This window comes from Leifsonia sp. Soil_N53 (genome assembly GCF_057655165.1).
The window spans coordinates 98,870-115,141 of sequence record NZ_JBDGMM010000059.1 but is presented as its reverse complement, the minus strand read 5'-3'; the positions used below and the strand labels follow the sequence as shown (position 1 = coordinate 115,141).

The window sequence follows — 16,272 nt, the reverse complement described above, 5'->3', positions numbered from 1 at the left end:
ACCACGTAGCCTGACGTCGACGACATCGTCGGACGGCCCGCGTGGCGGGTCGTCCGAGTGAGGCCGATGGCATAAATCGTGGCCGGGAGCAGAGCTCCCGGCCACGTCCATGTCTGGGCGCGGGTCACGCACGGGTGCAGTACGATATCTCTGTGGTGGAGACGCGACATCCCTTCGACAGAGATACAGCCGCTCGGGGAGATTCAGAATGATACGCCTGTCTCGTGGCGTAAACCGAAAGTCACAACTCGCCCGACTGGCTTCGGCGACAGTGCTGCTGGCGGCACTGGCACTCGGATTCCTGGTCGTGAACAACGACCTCTCCCGGCGTGCCGTCGTGGTCACTCCCACGGTTGCGCTGGTGAACGAAGATCTCCCCGCCGAGTTCAACGCGAAGGCCTACACGTTCGGTACGAACTTCGTCGACCGGGTCTCGAAGGACTCGGCCTACAACTGGGCGGTGCTCTCGCGGCCGATCGCCGAGAAGGCCTACACGGATGGGTCGGTCGACGCGGTCATCTACCTTCCCCAGTCGTTCTCGCACGACATCCTGACGCTGCAGGACCTCGAACCGACGAAAGCGACAGTCGAGTACAAGCTGAGGCCGCAACATGACGAGCAGTCGGATCGGGTGCTGACGGGCAAGGTCGCCGACATCGTCCACGGGTTCAATCAGAGTGTCGTCACGATGTACTACGCCTCTGTCGCGGATAACATCGCCGAAGCCGACAGCTACATGCATGCTGCCCTGAGCAACCAGGAGGCGCTCATCGCTGCCCTGACGGCAGACGTGGAGCAACCGTTCTCGGCGACGAAGCCGAATCTCGAGGGCTTCATTTCGAGCACCTCCGGCCTCAGAGACGTGAACGCCGCAGCGGTCGACGCTCAGAACGCGTTCACCGAGTCGGTCACGGACACGCTCGCCCGGACCAGCGAGACATTCTGGGCGAAGCTCCCCGAGATCGACGAGTACGCGAGCCGGCAGAAGGAGATCGCGCAGGTCAACGCGACGAACAGCACTACGAGGATCACCGATCAGGCTGCGTCGGACCGGGACTTCTACGGCACTCAATTCGACGCGTTGAGAACGAGCACCCTGTGCAAGCTGAGCGGAGTGGACGCCGCAGAGGATGCCGAGCCCTGTGCGAATCCGGACGGCACGGTTCCGCCGCACCTCGCGGGTCGGCTCGCGTCGTTGCGACAGGCGATCGCCGACTACACCGCGGCGTACACCAGGCCCGTCAATGAGCTGCAGCTCACCATCCTCGTCATCCAGAGCTCCCTCACGACCACCATCACGAACCTGGAGGCTCTCGTCGCGATACTGGAGCCCCTGTCCCGCCCGGCCGAGCCGACGGACCCCGCCGAGCCGATGGATCCGGCTGCGCCGGCCATCGACCCTGCGGTACTGCAGACCGTGAAGGCGGACGTCTCGGCGCTGAAGAACGCGAAGGCCTCGCTGCGCGCAGACAATCTGCCCGCCCCGGACTTCGACACGAATCTGACGGAGCTCGACACCTGGCACGCCGACATGCGGTCGGCAGTCACAGACTCGGCTCTGATCGCGAGCACGGTAGACGGTCTCGAAATCGCGGACTGGGACGACTATGACCCGGACGCCGGCAGCCTCTACGTCGACAACAGCGACGGATTGCATCGGAGCATCGACGACCTGGTGAACCAGACCGCGGAGACGGGCAGCAGGATCGCCGGCAGCAAGACGGCCGTCCCCGACAACGCTGTGCAGTTCGAGGCCCTCCTGAACAGCGCCCTCGCCACGTTCAGCCACTCGGAGACCGTCCGCACCGGGGTCAACGGCGTGCTGTCGGCGGGAACCGCCGGCCTGGGCAAGAACCAGCAGTACTACCGGAACTTCTCAACCGTGCTGGCCAACACGAGGACGCCAGGTGTCGACGCCGGCAAGATCCACGACTTCTTCTCCGCCCCGATCGCCGCCAAGGACATCACCGCCGAGCGGGCGGCAGTCCCGAGCGCCTTCGACCCGAATGGGATGATCGTCTTCGGCTGCGGCTTGGCCGCGGGCGTGCTCGTCATGGTGCTCGGGCGGATGTTCCGGTCCAGGAGGAGCGGCTGAGGGCAGTCGTCTGTGCCGGCCGGGCGGTCGCCGCTGTGGCGGCGACAGGGCACGGCGCGCTGTGAGGTGTCGTTCACCAGTTCTTGGGGAGTGTGGGGTCGTCCGGGTCGATGGGGGCGCACCGGCTGTAGCCCCGGAAGTCGGAGTAGTTCTCGCCGATCGTGAACACGATCCCGAGGCCGTCTTTGCGGACTCCGGTGAGGTAGGGCGGGTAGGACACGACCTTGCGTGGCGGGTGGATGTTGTTGTCCTGGACTACTTTCGTGGGGAAGCCGTGCTCGGTCCACAGTGCTGCGACCCGTTCCGCCGTCTCCTTCGCGCTCTGCTTGGTCGGGCCCTTGTACTGGTTGAAGATGTTCCAGCTCTCCGACTCGGTGCCGTCGGCGTACTTACCGCACCCGGTTCCCCATTCCATTGAGTATGGTTTCGGCCAGGTGTCGGCGACGAGGGCGGTTGCTTCGTCGTAGAGGGCCTGCATCTCCTGCTGCACGGCCGCGCGGGCGGCTCGGTCTTCGTCTTCCATCTGTTGAATCTCCTTCGCAGTCTTGGGCTGTGCTGCGCATCCGGTCAGGGTTCCTGTGGCGAGGAGGGCGCTGAGCGTCGCGATGCTCAGCACAACGCGGCGATAGGGCTTGGTCGTGGTGGTCACTGTCCTGATCCAGACGGGTCGAGGTCTGCCAGGGTTCCGGGGTCGGCGGTTCACCAGTTCCTCGGCAGCCGTGGGTCGTCCGGGTCAATGGGAGCGCACCGGCTGTTGCCCACGAAGTCGGAGTAGTTCTCACCGATCGTGAACTCGATCCCGAAGCCGTCCGCTTGGAGTCCGGTGAGGTAGGGCGGGTAGGACACCACCTTGCGCGGCGGGTAGATGTTGTTGTCCTGGACTACTTTCGTGGGGAAGCCGCGCTCGGTCCACAACGCCGCGACCCTCTCCGCCGTCTCGCCAGGACTCGACTTGGTCGGGCCCTTGTACTGGTTGAAGATGTTCCAGCTCTCCGACTCGGTACCATCGGCGAAATCACCACAGCGGTATCCCCACTCGAACTCCGGGTCCGGCCAAGTGTCGGCGACCAGGGCGGTGGCCTCGTCGTAGAGGGCCTGGATCTCCTGCTGTACGGCGGCGCGAGCGGCTATGTCTTTGTCTTCCATCTGTTGGATCTCCTTCGCAGTCTTGGGCTGTGCTGCGCATCCGGTCAGGGTTCCTGTGGCGAGCAGGGCGCTCAATGCCACGATGCGCAGCATGACACGCACACGGCGTCTGCTGAGGGTGGTCATCGTCCTGCTCCGCGCGGGGCTGGGGTCGGTCGGGGTTGTGGGTTCGGCAGCTCCCCCCGGTCGATCGGAGTGCCACTGACCGGGAGGTCCTGCCCGCGCCCCATGGTCGCCATCGCCGTGCCGTACTGAGCGGAGGTGAGGTTGTCGAGGTAGCTGTAGGAGTCGGGGTTCTGGCTGTTGCCGAACGGGCCGTGTTTGGTGACCCCTTCGAGCGCGATGTTGTCGAGGATCGTGTCCTCCGATGTGAACATGTGGGCGCCGAAGCCTGGGCTGGTGGGGTCGATGCGCCCCGAGCCGAACCGCCCTTTCCCCGCCCACTCGTCGTTGACGCCCTCGGCGGCGAAGACCTCCCCACCGGGCACATGCAACGCAGCGGCGGACTTGACCTCGGTGGCGATTCCTGCTGACCCGAGCAACACCACATGCCCGGCCGACACCGCCTGCTGGGTCAGAGCGAGACTGGCGACGTTGGTCCCGTAGGAGTGCGCAATGACCGAGAGCCCAGCCGCCTCCGGGGGCCAGTCTTTCACCGCGGTCAGTCCGCGTAGCGTGTTCCCTAGCCGTTCCGCCCCGGCCCTGGCGAGATCGTCGTGGGTGACCCCCCACACATCCATGCTGCCGGGTGGGTCGTAGTCCAGCCACGACAACACCGCGATCTTGCTCGGATCAACACCGGACGTCTGCGACTGTTGCTGCTGCATGTCTCTGGCAGCATTGCCGTATTGGCCGATGTCGTTCGCGGTGGTTCCCATGCCGGGAACCAGGACGCTGATGTGGTTGGCGGTCTCCAGGAGCCCGGTGCTGACGGCGACTTTGGTGCGCTCGCCGGGTTGGTAGACATACAACTCGTGCGGTGGGTTTCCGGTCGGACCCTTGCCGTACGCTTTGTCGATGCGGGAGAGCGTCTCCTCCATCCTCTCCGCCGCCGCGAGACGATTCAGCGCCGCCTGGCGAACGTCGTCGAACAGTGAACCGAGCTCCGGGTCGGCCTTGGCATCCGCGAGGCGCTTCTTCGCCGCGGCCAGGTCCTCGCTCAGGCACTGATAGTTCGCGTCCGAACGCACGCGCGGAGGGACACCGTCGAGGTTCCCGATCAGGCGCGGAACCGCTTTCGCCCACTCCGTCCGCTGCTTCGCATCCAGGGCGTTCCACCAGGTCGCCGCCTTCTCCGGCGCCGGCGGGTGGTCCCAGAACCTCTGAAGCAGTTCGGGATGCGCCGCCAGCATCGCCTTCATCTGCGACGGCGACAGGTCGCTCAGCAGCGCCGACAGCTCACCCGCGGTCGCCGACGACCAGTCCTTCGACGACCCCAGACCGGCGATGTAGTCGAGACCCTTCCTCCTCGACCCGAGCGCACCGAGCCCGGCACTCATGTCGGCGACCAGCGCGAATCCACTCTCGGTCTCGCTCAGCAGCTTCAGGAAAGCCACGGTATCCCGCGTGGCAGCGGCCAACTTCTCCAGACTGTCGTGAAAGAGCCCACGCGTCGCCGCGTGAAACGTCTGCACGGCACGGAGCCTGTCCTCCAGATCGCGGATATCGTTCTCGAGCTGAGTCAGCACCAACTCCAGTCGAGAGTTGACCGCCTGCAACGCCTCTCCCAACACCGGCACCGCGATGAGCGTGTTGGCCGCAGCACGGTTCGCCTCCATCAGGCGCTCGGTCGCATCCCGCTGGATCACGGTCGCGATGAGCTGTGTGTTCAGCTCGTCCTCCTTCAGCACACCGAAACGGCTGACCTTGCAGTCCTCGAACGTGAACTTTTCAAGCTCACGCCCGATGGCGTCGATCTCGGCTCTCGCGTCCGCGAGACACGGCGCGACGATCAGCGAGAACAACGCGTCGACCGCGGAGTAGCCCCTCCCCGCCAGCTCGCCTGTGCCCAGAGCGGCGACAAGACGATCGGTCGCGCGCTCAGCCGACTCCAGTGCAGACCGTGCGGTGCCGAGATTCCCGGAAAGCGCGCTCTTCACACTGCTCGAGTCGCCCGAGTCGTAGTTCAGGCCCACGATCCACCCGCCTTCGCGTTCCGCAGCCGTTCCGGCTCAAGCTCCGACATCGACCGGATCTTCCTCGCCGCGTCCGCAAAGAGCTCTTCCTGCTCGTCAGCGAGTCGTCCCACGTAGCTGTCGAGCTCCTTGCGGGCGGCCAACCCCTTCTGAACGAAGTAGTTCTCGGCCCCCATGGCGTTCCCGGCCTCTTCGAAGCGGGCGGTGTTCTGGCGTATCACCTGCCGGTAGTCCGCCCACCGCTGTGCGAGCCGGTGGATCGTCGCGACGTCCTCCGCGGTCCGGGTCTCGTGAGCGCTGACCTTCTGATCGAGTTCCGCGTGCTGATTCGGGGTGGAGGCGCTCACGGCTGTCCACCCCAATTCCCGGCGTCTCGGCTGTCGCGCCGCTCGATCTCGGTCGCGAGCGACGTGACGTTGCCGGCCTGACTCTTGACACCGGCGATCAGCTCGGAGAGACAGCTCACAAGTTTGTTCGCGGCGGTCGCTCCGTCTTGGACGCTCGGGATGGTGCTCGACCCGAGGCGCACCTGCCGCCCCTCGCCGTCGAGGTCGACTTCGGCGAACCCCGAGACGGCATCCTGTGCGGTGCCGACATGTGAAGACAGTTTCACGCATCACTCCTCTGATCGTGCTGGTCGACCACCCTCCGGAGTTCCTGGAAGGGATCCGCGCGGTCGCTGTCTGCGGCCGTTGCCCTGGACTCCGGGATGGCGGTGAGCGGTTCTGTGAACTGCTGCGCACGCGTCGTCTCTCTTCGGCCGTTCTGCATCTGATCGAGGAGATCTCGCAGGAACGCGGCGTCGGCCTCATCGGTGTAGCCCTCGTGAACGACCTCGTTGATGTCGCCGGCAAGAATCGGGAAGGTCTCGTGATCGGGCGCTTCGCCGTGGGGATGCGGCCCCACCAAGTAGCGAGGAACGACTACGTTCGACTCGCTGTCGGGCCGGAACGCTCCCCGCGCCAGAACGACGAACAGTCCGGAATGACTGTCGCTCTCCAACCGAACGACGGACCCCAGGCCGAGCAACTGGCCGGCGAGTTCGAGTTTCATCGTCACCCTTCGCTTTCGGGGATCGTCGGGACCACGATCTGGATGAGTTCGTCATCCGTGAGGGAGTGCAGCACGTTCTTGCCGTGGGCTTCCTTCCTGACATCCAGCGGCAGGTTGTCGACGAAACGCTGTGCGCCCAAATCGCCGCCGAAGAGGATCCGCCCGGCGTTCTCTTTCAGCGGGCCGGCCATGCCGAAGCCGGCGTTCACCTTCGACAAGAGATCCAGAACGATCACCTGGATGTCGATGCTCCCGGCGCTGAGGAGCTCGCTGACGCGATCGGTGGGGAGCATGAGCCGTTCGAACACGTCCGTCATGCCGTTGATCAGGATGCACTGGCGCGTCTGTGCGCCGTTCTCGATCACCTCCGTGAGGGCTGCCTTCACCAGCTCGGTGTGGCTTCTCAACACGGTCTTGCCGACGTAGAGCGACGCCCTGGAGCCGAGAAGCGGCTTCAACGTGTCATGCGCGTCGATCACGACGAGGTCTTCTCCGCTCACCGCGTCCACGAGGCCGGCGATCAGGAATGGATACAACGCGGCGGCCTGTCTCGCCGTTTCCGGGAAGATCGCGAGCGACTCGGCCCGGAACAGGTCGAAGCCCTCGGGTGTCGCGCTGCCCTTGTTCACACCGAGGGCCAGCGTGTTGCGCGACGTCTCCGGCGACCGATAGCGCTGGAACGACTCCGGCGTGAGCTCCCGCGGGACCATCGGGATCCTCTCCGGCCGCACACCCGTCCAGTTCTCGTTCAGCGTTGCGACCTGCCGTTCGAGCGCCGCAAGCGTCTCGGAGCTGTCGTGACCCGGTGCGGGAAGGTAGAACTGGATCGCGGTGGGTGCGTCGAGGAGCACCTGACCCCGGCCGGGGAGGTCGGTCTGAAGCAGGCGTTCCCGACCCATGAGGTGCGCCAACTCGCTCTCGTCGTTGAGGTAGAGGCACAGCTTCGTCGAGATGTTGCTCAGCATGTTCACCCGGACGCCGCCGACACGGCTCGCGCTCATCACGAGCGTGACACCGAGCGCCGCGCCCTCGCGCAGCACCAGCAGCAGCAGCGAGTCGATCGTCTCTTTCCGCCGGTCGTTCGCGGTGAGATTGTCGTAGCTGTCGAGCACGTTCACCACCATCGGCAACTCCTGCCCTGTCTTCGACCGGTACTGTTCCCGGTTCGCGACCCCGGCCTCCTTGAACCGCTGCTTGCGGTCGGCCAGGAGGCCGGCGATCGCCTGGAGCATCTTGCCGAGCTTCTCGGCTTCTTCGAGCGCGACGATGTCGGCGACGTGCGGCAGGTCTGCGAGCGGCAGCAGGCCGTTGTTCCCGAAGTCGATGAGGTGCACGTTCACCTGCTCGGGAGTCCTGGACTTCGCAAGGTTCACCACGAGGCTCTGGAGCACGGTCGACTTGCCGTAGCCGGGGCTGCCGAACACTGCCGTGTGCCCCGCCCGTGCGAGATCGAACTCGTAGGTCTCCTGCGCCTGCCGGGCCGGGATGTCGAGCATTCCCAGCGGAACGCTCCCTCCGCTGCCCTTGCCTGGTTCGGGCGTGGGGATGCTCGCCGGCAGGTTCTCGAGCCAGGGCCGGTCCGGGGTCGTCAAAGCGTCGTCGCTCCGGAAGACGTCGGCGATGGTCTCGATGACGGCTTCGAGCTGCGAGGGGAGGTCGCTCGTGTCCTTCCCCTGCTCGACCTCTTCGTCGGGGTCGTAGAACAGCTCGTACTGACCGAGGTCGTTGATCCGGTAGACGCGCTCGTCGACGCGTTGGGACACCACGGCGTCGGGGTCGTAGGGCACGCCGGCATAGCCGCTCTGGAAGAGCTCGTAGACCTCGTTCTGGCCGACCTTCAGGTATCCGCGGCCCGGGTTGGTGATGTGAGCGGCGTCGGTGGTCTTCAGCAACTCGTTCGAGTCCTGCTCTCCGGCCATCTTCAAGGCGATCTTCGACGTCGAATTCGCCTCGATCTGGTCGTTGACCACGCCGCTGGGCTTCTGGGTGGCGAGAATCAGGTGCACGCCGAGGCTTCGGCCGATCCGCGCCACCGAGGTGAGCTCGTCGAGGAACTCCGGCACGTTCGCTTTGAGCTCTGCGAACTCGTCGGAGACGAGCACCAGGTGGGGGAGCGGTTTGGTCGGGTAGGTGACCTCGGGCTTCGGGTCGTGGCGCTGCTTGTACAAGCTCATGTAGGCGTTGATGCTGTTCACGCCGTAGACCGCGAACTCGCGCTGTCGCTTGATGAGCTCCGCTGTGATGCTGGCGAGGGCCCGCGCCGTGCCGGCGCCGTCCAGGTTCGTGATCGCGCCCATGAAATGCGGCAGCCGGTCGAGCGTGTTGGCGATCCCGCCGCCCTTCCAGTCGATGATGAGGAACCCGACGTCTTCGGGGGAGAAGTCGATCGCGAGACCGACGAGGTAGGTGGTCAGGAACTCCGACTTCCCCGAGCCCGTCGTGCCGCCGACGAGGGCGTGGGGACCGTGTGCGCGCTCGTGCAGATCCCAATAGACGCGGTCGGCTTTGCCGCGCAACCCGATCAGGGAGGCGATCGACTTGTTCGGCTCGGCCCGACGCCACCGCTCGGCGATCCGCAGGTCGTCGACCGTCGTCACCTCGTACTGCTCGAGCAGGCTCAGCGCCTCCGGCACCGCGTTCTTCTCGACCTCGAGATGGTTCAGGTTCGACAGTCTCCGAAGGGAACGCTCGAGATCGCTCGGCAGTGCGTGCGGTGCGAAGGGTGTCGCGACGTAGACGTCGTTGTTCGTGACGAGTTCACCTCGCACCCGATGCGGCGCCTGGATGAGCGCGGTCACGGTCTCGGGCAGCAGTTTCGCGTCTTCCGTGCACCAGATCACGGTGACTCCGAGCTCGCTCATGTCTTCGGCGAGGAGTTCGTTGATCCCGTGGCCGGCCAGGAAGCGATCGTCGGAGATCGTGAACACGTAGTGCGGCGCGAACTGCGGCTTCTGGGCGCCGGCGTCTCTCAGAAGCTGCCGACGCTTCTGGAGGAGCTGATAGAAGCTGTTGAGCACGACGTCACGCAGCTTCTCGGTGTGGATCAGACCACGCATGTTGAGCTCGTGCAGCGTGAAGTGCGGCAACAGCCGCCACGCGTTCCACGTCGTCGCATATGCGTCGCGGGAGAGCAGACTCACGAAGTTCACGTCGCGATAGGAGTGGAAGAACGCGGTCTGGAAGAGCAGCGACTGCACGTAGTCGGTGACGACCTCGGGCGGTCCGACCAACCCGATCGCCTGCCCGGAGACACTGATAGGGGTCGGTACATCGCGTTGCGTCCGGAACCCTGCTGCGAGGTCTGTCACATGGCGCCCCTGCGCCGTGGCGTCCTTCTCGCTCACGTCCGAGGTCACCCTCAGGGCGGAGGGGCGATCGGACAGCCCCAGCGAGACACTCAGGAAGTCCTTGTTGAAGCGCTGACGCTCGTAGATCCTCAGGTCGTAACGCTCGACCATCTCTGCGAGCCGCCGGGGGCTCGGCTGCTGGTACAGCAGCACGCGGCGTTCCTCGTCGTACGCGCGGGAGACTGCAGCGACGGTCCTGACCAGGTATCGGGCGTAGTCCTCCTCGACCTGCGACGCCGACTCCGCGGCCGCCCTCCTCTCCGAGACGTACTGCGACACCGTGAAGGAGGCCGTCAATACGCTCGCGAGCCCCATCCCGATCAGCATCAGCGGGTTGTTGCCCATGATCATCGTGGTCGCGCCCATCGCCGCGACCATCGCGACCGGCGGTACCAGCATCCGCAGGATGCGATTCTTCGGTTTGGCGCCCGGCTGATCCGGGCCGCACAGCGTGAACTCGGCCGCTTCGACGTCGAGGTTCAGCTTCGGGGAACGCCGGTAGTCCGGGAAGTCCGGCGGGAACTCGCTCACCGGTTGCCGGGTCAGCAGTTTCGAGTGATCGAACACGAGGCGGGAGCGAAGCGGGGTGATCGTGAACTGCGTGGGTCGTCGCTCGAGGAGGAAGCCTTCGGTCAGCACCACCATGCCGGGAGTGGCCTCGACGATCTGCCGGCCCACGACCGCCGCATCGTTCACGTACACGAGGCGGTCGCGCGCGTCGACGATCAACGAGCCCTCACGCAGGATCAGCAGGGGCGAGTCCACGGCCCGGATGGCGGCATACGTCGCATCGCCGATGACGAACTCCGCACCCTCGTCGATCGTGAAGAACTCGGTGCGTGCCTGCGAGGCGGAGATCACGAGGAAGTCGAGTTCGCCGACCGAGTGCAGACCGTCCCCGAGCCGATCACCGTCCGCGTACAGCGCATCGTTGATCACGCTGAGCTTGTGACCGCCATGATTGACGAACGGGTGCTCGTCGGTGAGCGAGAGCCGGGTCGCTCGCCGGCCTTCGAGCGCATAGACGAGATAACGCAACTCGCTTGCATCGAGCCGCGAGTCGAGGGCGACGTGCCGAGCTTCTCCCGTCTGCTCCGTCTCGAACACGCTCATCGCGGAGCTGCCTCGGCGTCGGTGCCCGCAAGCTTCGCCGTCAACTCGTCGATGGCCTTCGCGTAGTCGTCGAGGAGGGCCTGCTTCTTGCCGCCGGGCATCTGCGTGTTGAGCTTGGTCGCCTGGTACAGGTCGGTGTAGGCCAGCAGGATGAGCTGTTCGTCGCCGAGGTTCTGCGCGAAATCGAGCGCTTGCTCGAACTCGCCCCGGCCGATTGCGATCCAGTAGTTCAGGGTGACGTCGTCCGACTTCTCGGAGATGGTGTTGAGAACCGCCTGCTTCTGCGACGCGGTGAGGTCGTCCAGGTTGATGCTCGACACTGCCAGGACGTACTTGGCGGACGCCGGCAGCGAAGCCGAGGCGTAGTCCTGCAGCTCACCGATCGTCCCTGCATAGTCCGTCGCGAGGAAGCGCGCCTGGGCAGCGACGACCGCGGACTGAAGACGATTCCTGCTCTCGGCCTGCCAGGCGAAGGCCCCGGCCACGAGACCAACGGTGACGCCCGCGACTCCCAGTGCGCGATACCCCGAATAGCGTCGCTTCGAGACGCTCACCCGCGTCGCTGCAGCCAGTGCCTTCTCCGCGCTCAGCTCCGCCCCGATGAACGCGAAGAGCTCGTCAGTCGTGGTCGTCTGCCACACCGAGGTCGAGAAGTGATCCTTGAGCGCCTTCGCTCCGTCGAGGAGCTGTTCGAAGGGCAGCCTCGGCCGGAAGATGTGCAGCACCATCGCCTGCAGCGACCGGAGGAACAGCGTCTCATCGAACGCCATCGGGACGAGCATGCCCTCCAGGCCACAATGCACCACCCGCAGCAGATCGCCACCCAGGTAGACGTTGTCCGGGTGGATCACCGGCACTCTGAAGCCGCTGCGGTAGACGACGCACGCGACGAGCTTCTGCGCCAGAGCCAAACGGTCGAGCCGAGTGTGTGCCCGGCCGACTGCCTGGCTGAAGCTGATCTCACCGTCAGCGAGCGCATACTCGAACGTGAGTCCGGTATCCGTCTCCTGCGCGTCGACGTACCGGAGGATCACGCCGAGGCACTCCGCGTCGTAGCCGTTCTTGGACACATCGACACGGAGGGCGCCGTTTCGGGCGTCCAGGTCGAGGGTGGTGCCGGATTGCTCAATACGCATTCTGCTCAACTCTTCGTCATGATCCGCAGGCGATCGCCGTTGCCGACACCGAACGACGCGATGACGTCGTTCCGGCTTGCCGCGAGATCCTTTCCCTCGAGTACGAAGGAGAATCCCTCAGGCAACACCAGGCCCCGCGCAGCGAAGGCTTCACCGATCAACTGCCGCAGTCGGTCGAATGTGACCTCGCCGGGCACGAGAAGGTCGATCTGCTTGCCCAGGTAGGCGAGAGTGATCTCGATCACGCGGAGGCTCGCTTTCGTCTCGTCCGGAGTCTCCCCAACGACGCGCCGGTCGCCACCACGAGCGGGACACCGGTGATCAGCGCCAAGGCCGCGAGGATCGGAGGCTCCTCGCGGGCCTCGCGGGTCTGCGACAGCACCCGGGAGGAGTAGCCATCGAACAGTGCCGCCCTCACCGCCTGGAATTCGTCGGCGACGACCGCGCGCGGTTCGAACGTGAGGCCGTCGACGGCCTGCAGCCGTTCAGCGCCGGACTGGCGTCGTTCGCGAGCGCGGGCGGCGAGATCCTTGGAGAAGAGCCTGCCGCGAATGGCGAAGTCGCCGGAGGTCCCGGCGCTGACCGACTCGTTGACCAGGACATCGTCGTTCAGCTCCAACTGCCCGGCATCGTCGTCCGTCCTCCCGGCGGCGTGCGAGGCCGCTGGGCCGCCGACCGACAACCCGACGGCGAGCGCGCACGCGATGAGCCTACAAACGCGCGACCGGGTTCGCGAGTCGACTGTTTCGCTGGGCCGGGAGCTAGAAGCCGAAGCTCTGCGCATCCTGCGCGTCACGCTCGGCGATGGTGTCGGCGTACTTGTTGAGCTGCTCATTGATGTTCGCCAGCAGGTCCTCGAACTTCCTCACGCTCTCGTGCAGCTGGTTGTACTGCTCCAGATACGCCTGGAACGCCTGACCCTTCCACTGCTCGGCGATGGTCGAGTTCATCTGGTTGACCTTCTGAATCGCCTGCTCGATCTCGTCCTTCGAGCGCGTGTAGACCTGAGCCTGCTGCTTCAGTTCTTCCGGTGTGACGCTGATCTGACCCATAAGAATCCTCTGAACGGTGTTTGAATACCTTGACTTACGCGACACATTCCATGCGTAGATATTGCAGATGTCGCGAGAGCCCAATGTATCGACGTCGGACGGGGCGGGTCAAATCGTGGACGCCGTCGTCGGACGGGGCTGCCCTCGGCTGCGCGTTGTCGGCCGCCGCAAGCACGCGTGCCCCGCCAGGCGGCTAGCGCCGCCGGGACAAGCGGCAAGGACTAGCGTGGGGTCTGTGGCGGAACTTCATGAGCTGACGGCGCTGGAACTCTGGCAGGAACTTCAGGCGGGGCGGGTGTCGCCGCCGGAGCTGGCCTCCCACTACCTCGACCGCATCGAGCGGCTGAACCCGCAGCTCGGCGCGTTCGTCACCGTCACCCGCGAACGAGCGCTGGAGCGGGCCGACGAGGTCGCCGAACGCGTGCCGAAGACGGCGCCGCTCTGGGGGCTGCCCTCCGGGGACAAGGACCTCTGGCTGCGCGCCGGCGTGCCGACCGGGTTCGGCTCGCGGGTGATGACGGGTTTCGTCCCCGACCAGTCGGACGAGATCGTGGCGACCCTGGATGCCGCCGGCACCGTCAGCCTGGGCAAGACGAACGCGCCCGAGTTCGGCCTCCCCGCCTACACCGAGTCGCTCGCCGCGCCGCCCGCCCGCAACCCGTGGGACCCCGGGCTCGGCGCAGGCGGGTCGAGCGGGGGTGCGGCCGTCGCCGTGGCGAGCGGGATGCTGCCGTTCGCTCCCGGCTCCGACGGCGGCGGCTCGGTGCGCATCCCCGCCGCCGCCTGCGGGCTGGTCGGGCTCAAGCCGTCCCGCGGGCTGGTGCCGGCGGGCAGCGGGATCGAGTCGCTGGCGGGCCTGGTCGTCGCCGGTCCGCTCGCGCGCACCACCGCGGATGCGGCGCTGCTGCTCGACGGGATGATCGCCAAGGTCGGCGGACGCATCGACCACCACTTCACGCTGCGCGCGCCGTACGAGGACGACGGGCCGTTCCTCGGCACGGCGATCCGCGGGGAGGGGCGGTTCCAGCTCGGCGTGATGACGACGTCCGCGTGGGACGACGCGTACGACATCGTGGTCTCCCCGGAGGCCAGGGCGGCCCTGGACGCGGCGGTGGACGCGTTCGCGGCGATGGGGCACGGCGTCGAGGAGACCGCCCTCGAACCCGACCCGACCTACGCCCCAGCCTTCCGGACGATCTGGCAGGCGGGGGCGGCGCGCATCCCCGCCGAGGGGGAGGCGCTCGCCCTGCTGGAGCCGCTCACCGCGTGGCTCGTGCAGCGGGGCCGGAGCATCCTCGCCCGCGAGCTCAGCGAGGCGCTCACCGCTCTGACCGCGTACGAGCGTTCGTTCATCCGGCAGCTGGCGTCGTTCGACGCCGTGCTGACGCCCGCGCTCGCCCTGCCGCCGCGGCCGATCGGCTGGTACGACCAGGAGGACGGCGAACGCAACTTCGAGCAGCAGGTCCTGTACACGCCGTTCACCTCGATGCTCAACGTCACCGGCCTCCCGGCGATCGTCCTGCCCGTCGCGCAGACCGAGGACGGTCTCCCGATGGGCGTGCAGCTCATCGGCCGCCCCGGCGGAGAACGCACTCTCCTGTCCCTCGCCACCCAACTGGAGCGCCGCCTCCGCTGGCCCACCCGCCGCCCACCAACCTGGTGACCTGCCCCACCCCGCCCTGTCCCCGCAGCTGACGGAGGAGATCCGCCCACCCCCACCCCCGATCCCCTCCGCTGACTGCTCCCCGCCCGCGTGTCGGACCCGTTCTCCTCCGTTGTCCGCGCAGGCTCGGGAGGGCTACCCTGCCCGTGTGGACGATGCGTTCCGCCCGGTGCTCGGCGAAGCCGCCGTGATCGCGGGGCGATGGCTGGACGGTGTGCGCGACGGGGTCATCCCGCCGGCCGCCGACGTCGAGGCGGTCAAGGACGCGCTGGGCCGGCAGCTCCCGGAGCGCGGCCCGGCCGCCGTGGAGGTGCTGACGCACCTGGCGTCGGCCGTCGAGCCCGGCCTGATGCGGATGCACTCGCCACGGTTCCACGGCTGGGTGATCGGCGGCGCGCAGCCGGTGGCGCTGGGCGCGGACTGGCTGGTGGCGGCCTGGGACCAGAACACCGCCCTGCGCGCGGTGACCCCCGGCGTGATCGCGGCGGAGGAGCTCGCCGCCGAGTGGATCCTCGACCTGCTCGAGCTCCCGGCCGACGCCGAGGTCGGCTACGTGACGGGCGCGACCGTCGCGAACCTCGTCGGCCTGATCTGCGGGCGCGACGAGACCCTGCGCCGCGCCGGCTGGGATGCGCGCACCGACGGGCTGGCCGGAGGCCCGCGGGTGCGCCTCCTGGTCGGAGCCGAGCGGCACGGCTCGATCGACAGCGCGGGGATGCTGGCGGGTCTCGGCGCCGGACGCCCGGTCGCCGCCGACGACCAGGGCCGGATCCGCGTGGACGCGCTGCGGGACGCCCTCGCTGACGGCGAGGGACCGGCGGTCGTGTGCCTGCAGGCGGGCAACATCCACTCCGGTGCGTTCGATCCGCTGGCCGACGCGATCGAGGTCGCCCACGCGGCCGGCGCCTGGGTGCACGTCGACGGCGCTTTCGGGCTGTGGGCGGCGGCCGCCCCGCGGCTGCGCGGACTCACCGAGGGGATGGCGGTCGCCGACTCCTGGGCGACCGACGCGCACAAGACGCTCAACGTCCCGTACGACAGCGGCGTGGCCATCGTCGCACACCCGGAGGTCCTGCACGCCTCGATGGCGCAGCACGCGGCCTACCTCGCCGCCATGTCCGGCACGGCCGACCCGGGCGACCGGGTGCCGGAGCTCAGCCGGCGCGCTCGTGGGGTGCCGGTGTACGCCGCGCTGGCCCAGCTCGGGAGCGCAGGAGTCGCGGACCTGGTCCAGGGGCTCGCCGACGCCGCGACGGCGATCGCGGACGGGCTGGCGGGCATCCCCGGAGCGCGCGTGCTCAACGACGTGGTCTACACGCAGGTGTGCGCCGCGTTCGGCGACGACGACCGCACCCGCCGGGTGGGGGAGGCGCTGCGGGCGGGCGCAGTCGCGCTGGCGTCGCCGTCGGTCTGGCACGACACCGCCGTGCTGCGGTTCTCGGTCAGCAACTGGCTCACCGACGCCGCGGAGGCCGGTCGCACGGTGGCGGCGGTGCGGGAGGCCGTGGCGGCGACGGGTTAGCCGGCGGCGA

14 protein-coding genes are annotated in these 16,272 nt (G+C 67.2%); 3 read left to right on the top strand and 11 right to left on the bottom strand.

The window, feature by feature from the left end:
- The first annotated feature begins 109 nt into the window (after positions 1-109).
- Positions 110-2,095 carry a type VII secretion protein EsaA gene (esaA, locus tag AC3A3H_RS09920; RefSeq protein WP_487614396.1) on the top strand — a complete coding sequence of 662 codons (1,986 nt, stop codon included), beginning with the start codon at positions 110-112 and terminating at the stop codon, positions 2,093-2,095.
- Between the two features lie 73 nt (positions 2,096-2,168).
- Here esaA and AC3A3H_RS09915 read toward each other — a convergent pair whose 3' ends face one another.
- The 11 genes from AC3A3H_RS09915 to AC3A3H_RS09865 all read right to left on the bottom strand — a co-directional run bounded on the left by AC3A3H_RS09915 (position 2,169) and on the right by AC3A3H_RS09865 (position 13,077).
- Complete coding sequence (locus tag AC3A3H_RS09915) at positions 2,169-2,744, bottom strand: hypothetical protein (protein WP_487614395.1); 576 nt, start codon at positions 2,742-2,744, stop codon at positions 2,169-2,171.
- 50 nt (positions 2,745-2,794) lie between these two features.
- Positions 2,795-3,367 (bottom strand): hypothetical protein, encoded by a 573-nt coding sequence (locus tag AC3A3H_RS09910; RefSeq protein WP_487614394.1) that lies wholly within the window; start codon positions 3,365-3,367, stop codon positions 2,795-2,797.
- On the bottom strand, positions 3,364-5,376 hold the full coding sequence (locus AC3A3H_RS09905) for an alpha/beta hydrolase (RefSeq protein ID WP_487614393.1): 2,013 nt from the start codon (positions 5,374-5,376) through the stop codon (positions 3,364-3,366). The genes AC3A3H_RS09910 and AC3A3H_RS09905 overlap by 4 nt, the downstream gene beginning before the upstream one ends.
- On the bottom strand, positions 5,367-5,723 hold the full coding sequence (locus AC3A3H_RS09900) for a hypothetical protein (protein ID WP_487614392.1): 357 nt from the start codon (positions 5,721-5,723) through the stop codon (positions 5,367-5,369). The genes AC3A3H_RS09905 and AC3A3H_RS09900 overlap by 10 nt, the downstream gene beginning before the upstream one ends.
- Complete coding sequence (locus AC3A3H_RS09895) at positions 5,720-5,989, bottom strand: hypothetical protein (RefSeq protein WP_487614391.1); 270 nt, start codon at positions 5,987-5,989, stop codon at positions 5,720-5,722. Before AC3A3H_RS09895 ends, AC3A3H_RS09900 begins: the two co-directional genes overlap by 4 nt.
- Positions 5,986-6,429: a DUF4176 domain-containing protein gene (locus tag AC3A3H_RS09890; protein ID WP_487614390.1), complete on the bottom strand. Its 444-nt coding sequence runs from the start codon at positions 6,427-6,429 to the stop codon at positions 5,986-5,988. Before AC3A3H_RS09890 ends, AC3A3H_RS09895 begins: the two co-directional genes overlap by 4 nt.
- A 2-nt stretch (positions 6,430-6,431) precedes the next feature.
- Positions 6,432-10,889, bottom strand: a complete 4,458-nt coding sequence (gene essC / locus AC3A3H_RS09885) for a type VII secretion protein EssC (protein ID WP_487614389.1) — start codon at positions 10,887-10,889, stop codon at positions 6,432-6,434.
- Entirely contained in the window at positions 10,886-12,025 is a 1,140-nt protein-coding gene (gene essB, locus AC3A3H_RS09880; RefSeq protein WP_487614388.1) for a type VII secretion protein EssB, read from the bottom strand. The genes essC and essB overlap by 4 nt, the downstream gene beginning before the upstream one ends.
- Positions 12,026-12,030: 5 nt before the next feature.
- Positions 12,031-12,270 (bottom strand): EsaB/YukD family protein, encoded by a 240-nt coding sequence (locus AC3A3H_RS09875; protein ID WP_487614387.1) that lies wholly within the window; start codon positions 12,268-12,270, stop codon positions 12,031-12,033.
- Positions 12,267-12,644 carry a hypothetical protein gene (locus AC3A3H_RS09870; protein ID WP_487614386.1) on the bottom strand — a complete coding sequence of 126 codons (378 nt, stop codon included), beginning with the start codon at positions 12,642-12,644 and terminating at the stop codon, positions 12,267-12,269. The genes AC3A3H_RS09875 and AC3A3H_RS09870 overlap by 4 nt, the downstream gene beginning before the upstream one ends.
- Before the next feature lie 142 nt (positions 12,645-12,786).
- Positions 12,787-13,077 (bottom strand): WXG100 family type VII secretion target, encoded by a 291-nt coding sequence (locus AC3A3H_RS09865; RefSeq protein ID WP_487614385.1) that lies wholly within the window; start codon positions 13,075-13,077, stop codon positions 12,787-12,789.
- A gap of 235 nt (positions 13,078-13,312) precedes the next feature.
- On the opposite strand from AC3A3H_RS09865, the gene AC3A3H_RS09860 reads away from it, so the two are divergent.
- Both AC3A3H_RS09860 and AC3A3H_RS09855 read left to right on the top strand, forming a co-directional pair.
- Positions 13,313-14,740, top strand: a complete 1,428-nt coding sequence (locus AC3A3H_RS09860) for an amidase (RefSeq protein WP_487614384.1) — start codon at positions 13,313-13,315, stop codon at positions 14,738-14,740.
- 148 nt (positions 14,741-14,888) lie between these two features.
- Positions 14,889-16,262 (top strand): pyridoxal phosphate-dependent decarboxylase family protein, encoded by a 1,374-nt coding sequence (locus tag AC3A3H_RS09855; protein ID WP_487614383.1) that lies wholly within the window; start codon positions 14,889-14,891, stop codon positions 16,260-16,262.
- Positions 16,263-16,272: the final 10 nt, after the last annotated feature.

Excerpts from the sequence above, each read along its gene's own strand:
- AC3A3H_RS09865 (WP_487614385.1), bottom strand. The coding sequence starts at position 13,077 with ATGGGTCAGATCAGCGTCACACCGGAAGAACTGAAGCAGCAGGCTCAG.
- essC (WP_487614389.1), bottom strand. The coding sequence starts at position 10,889 with ATGAGCGTGTTCGAGACGGAGCAGACGGGAGAAGCTCGGCACGTCGCC.
- essB (WP_487614388.1), bottom strand. The coding sequence starts at position 12,025 with ATGCGTATTGAGCAATCCGGCACCACCCTCGACCTGGACGCCCGAAAC.
- AC3A3H_RS09910 (WP_487614394.1), bottom strand. The coding sequence starts at position 3,367 with ATGACCACCCTCAGCAGACGCCGTGTGCGTGTCATGCTGCGCATCGTG.
- esaA (WP_487614396.1), top strand. The coding sequence starts at position 110 with ATGTCTGGGCGCGGGTCACGCACGGGTGCAGTACGATATCTCTGTGGT.
- AC3A3H_RS09890 (WP_487614390.1), bottom strand. The coding sequence starts at position 6,429 with ATGAAACTCGAACTCGCCGGCCAGTTGCTCGGCCTGGGGTCCGTCGTT.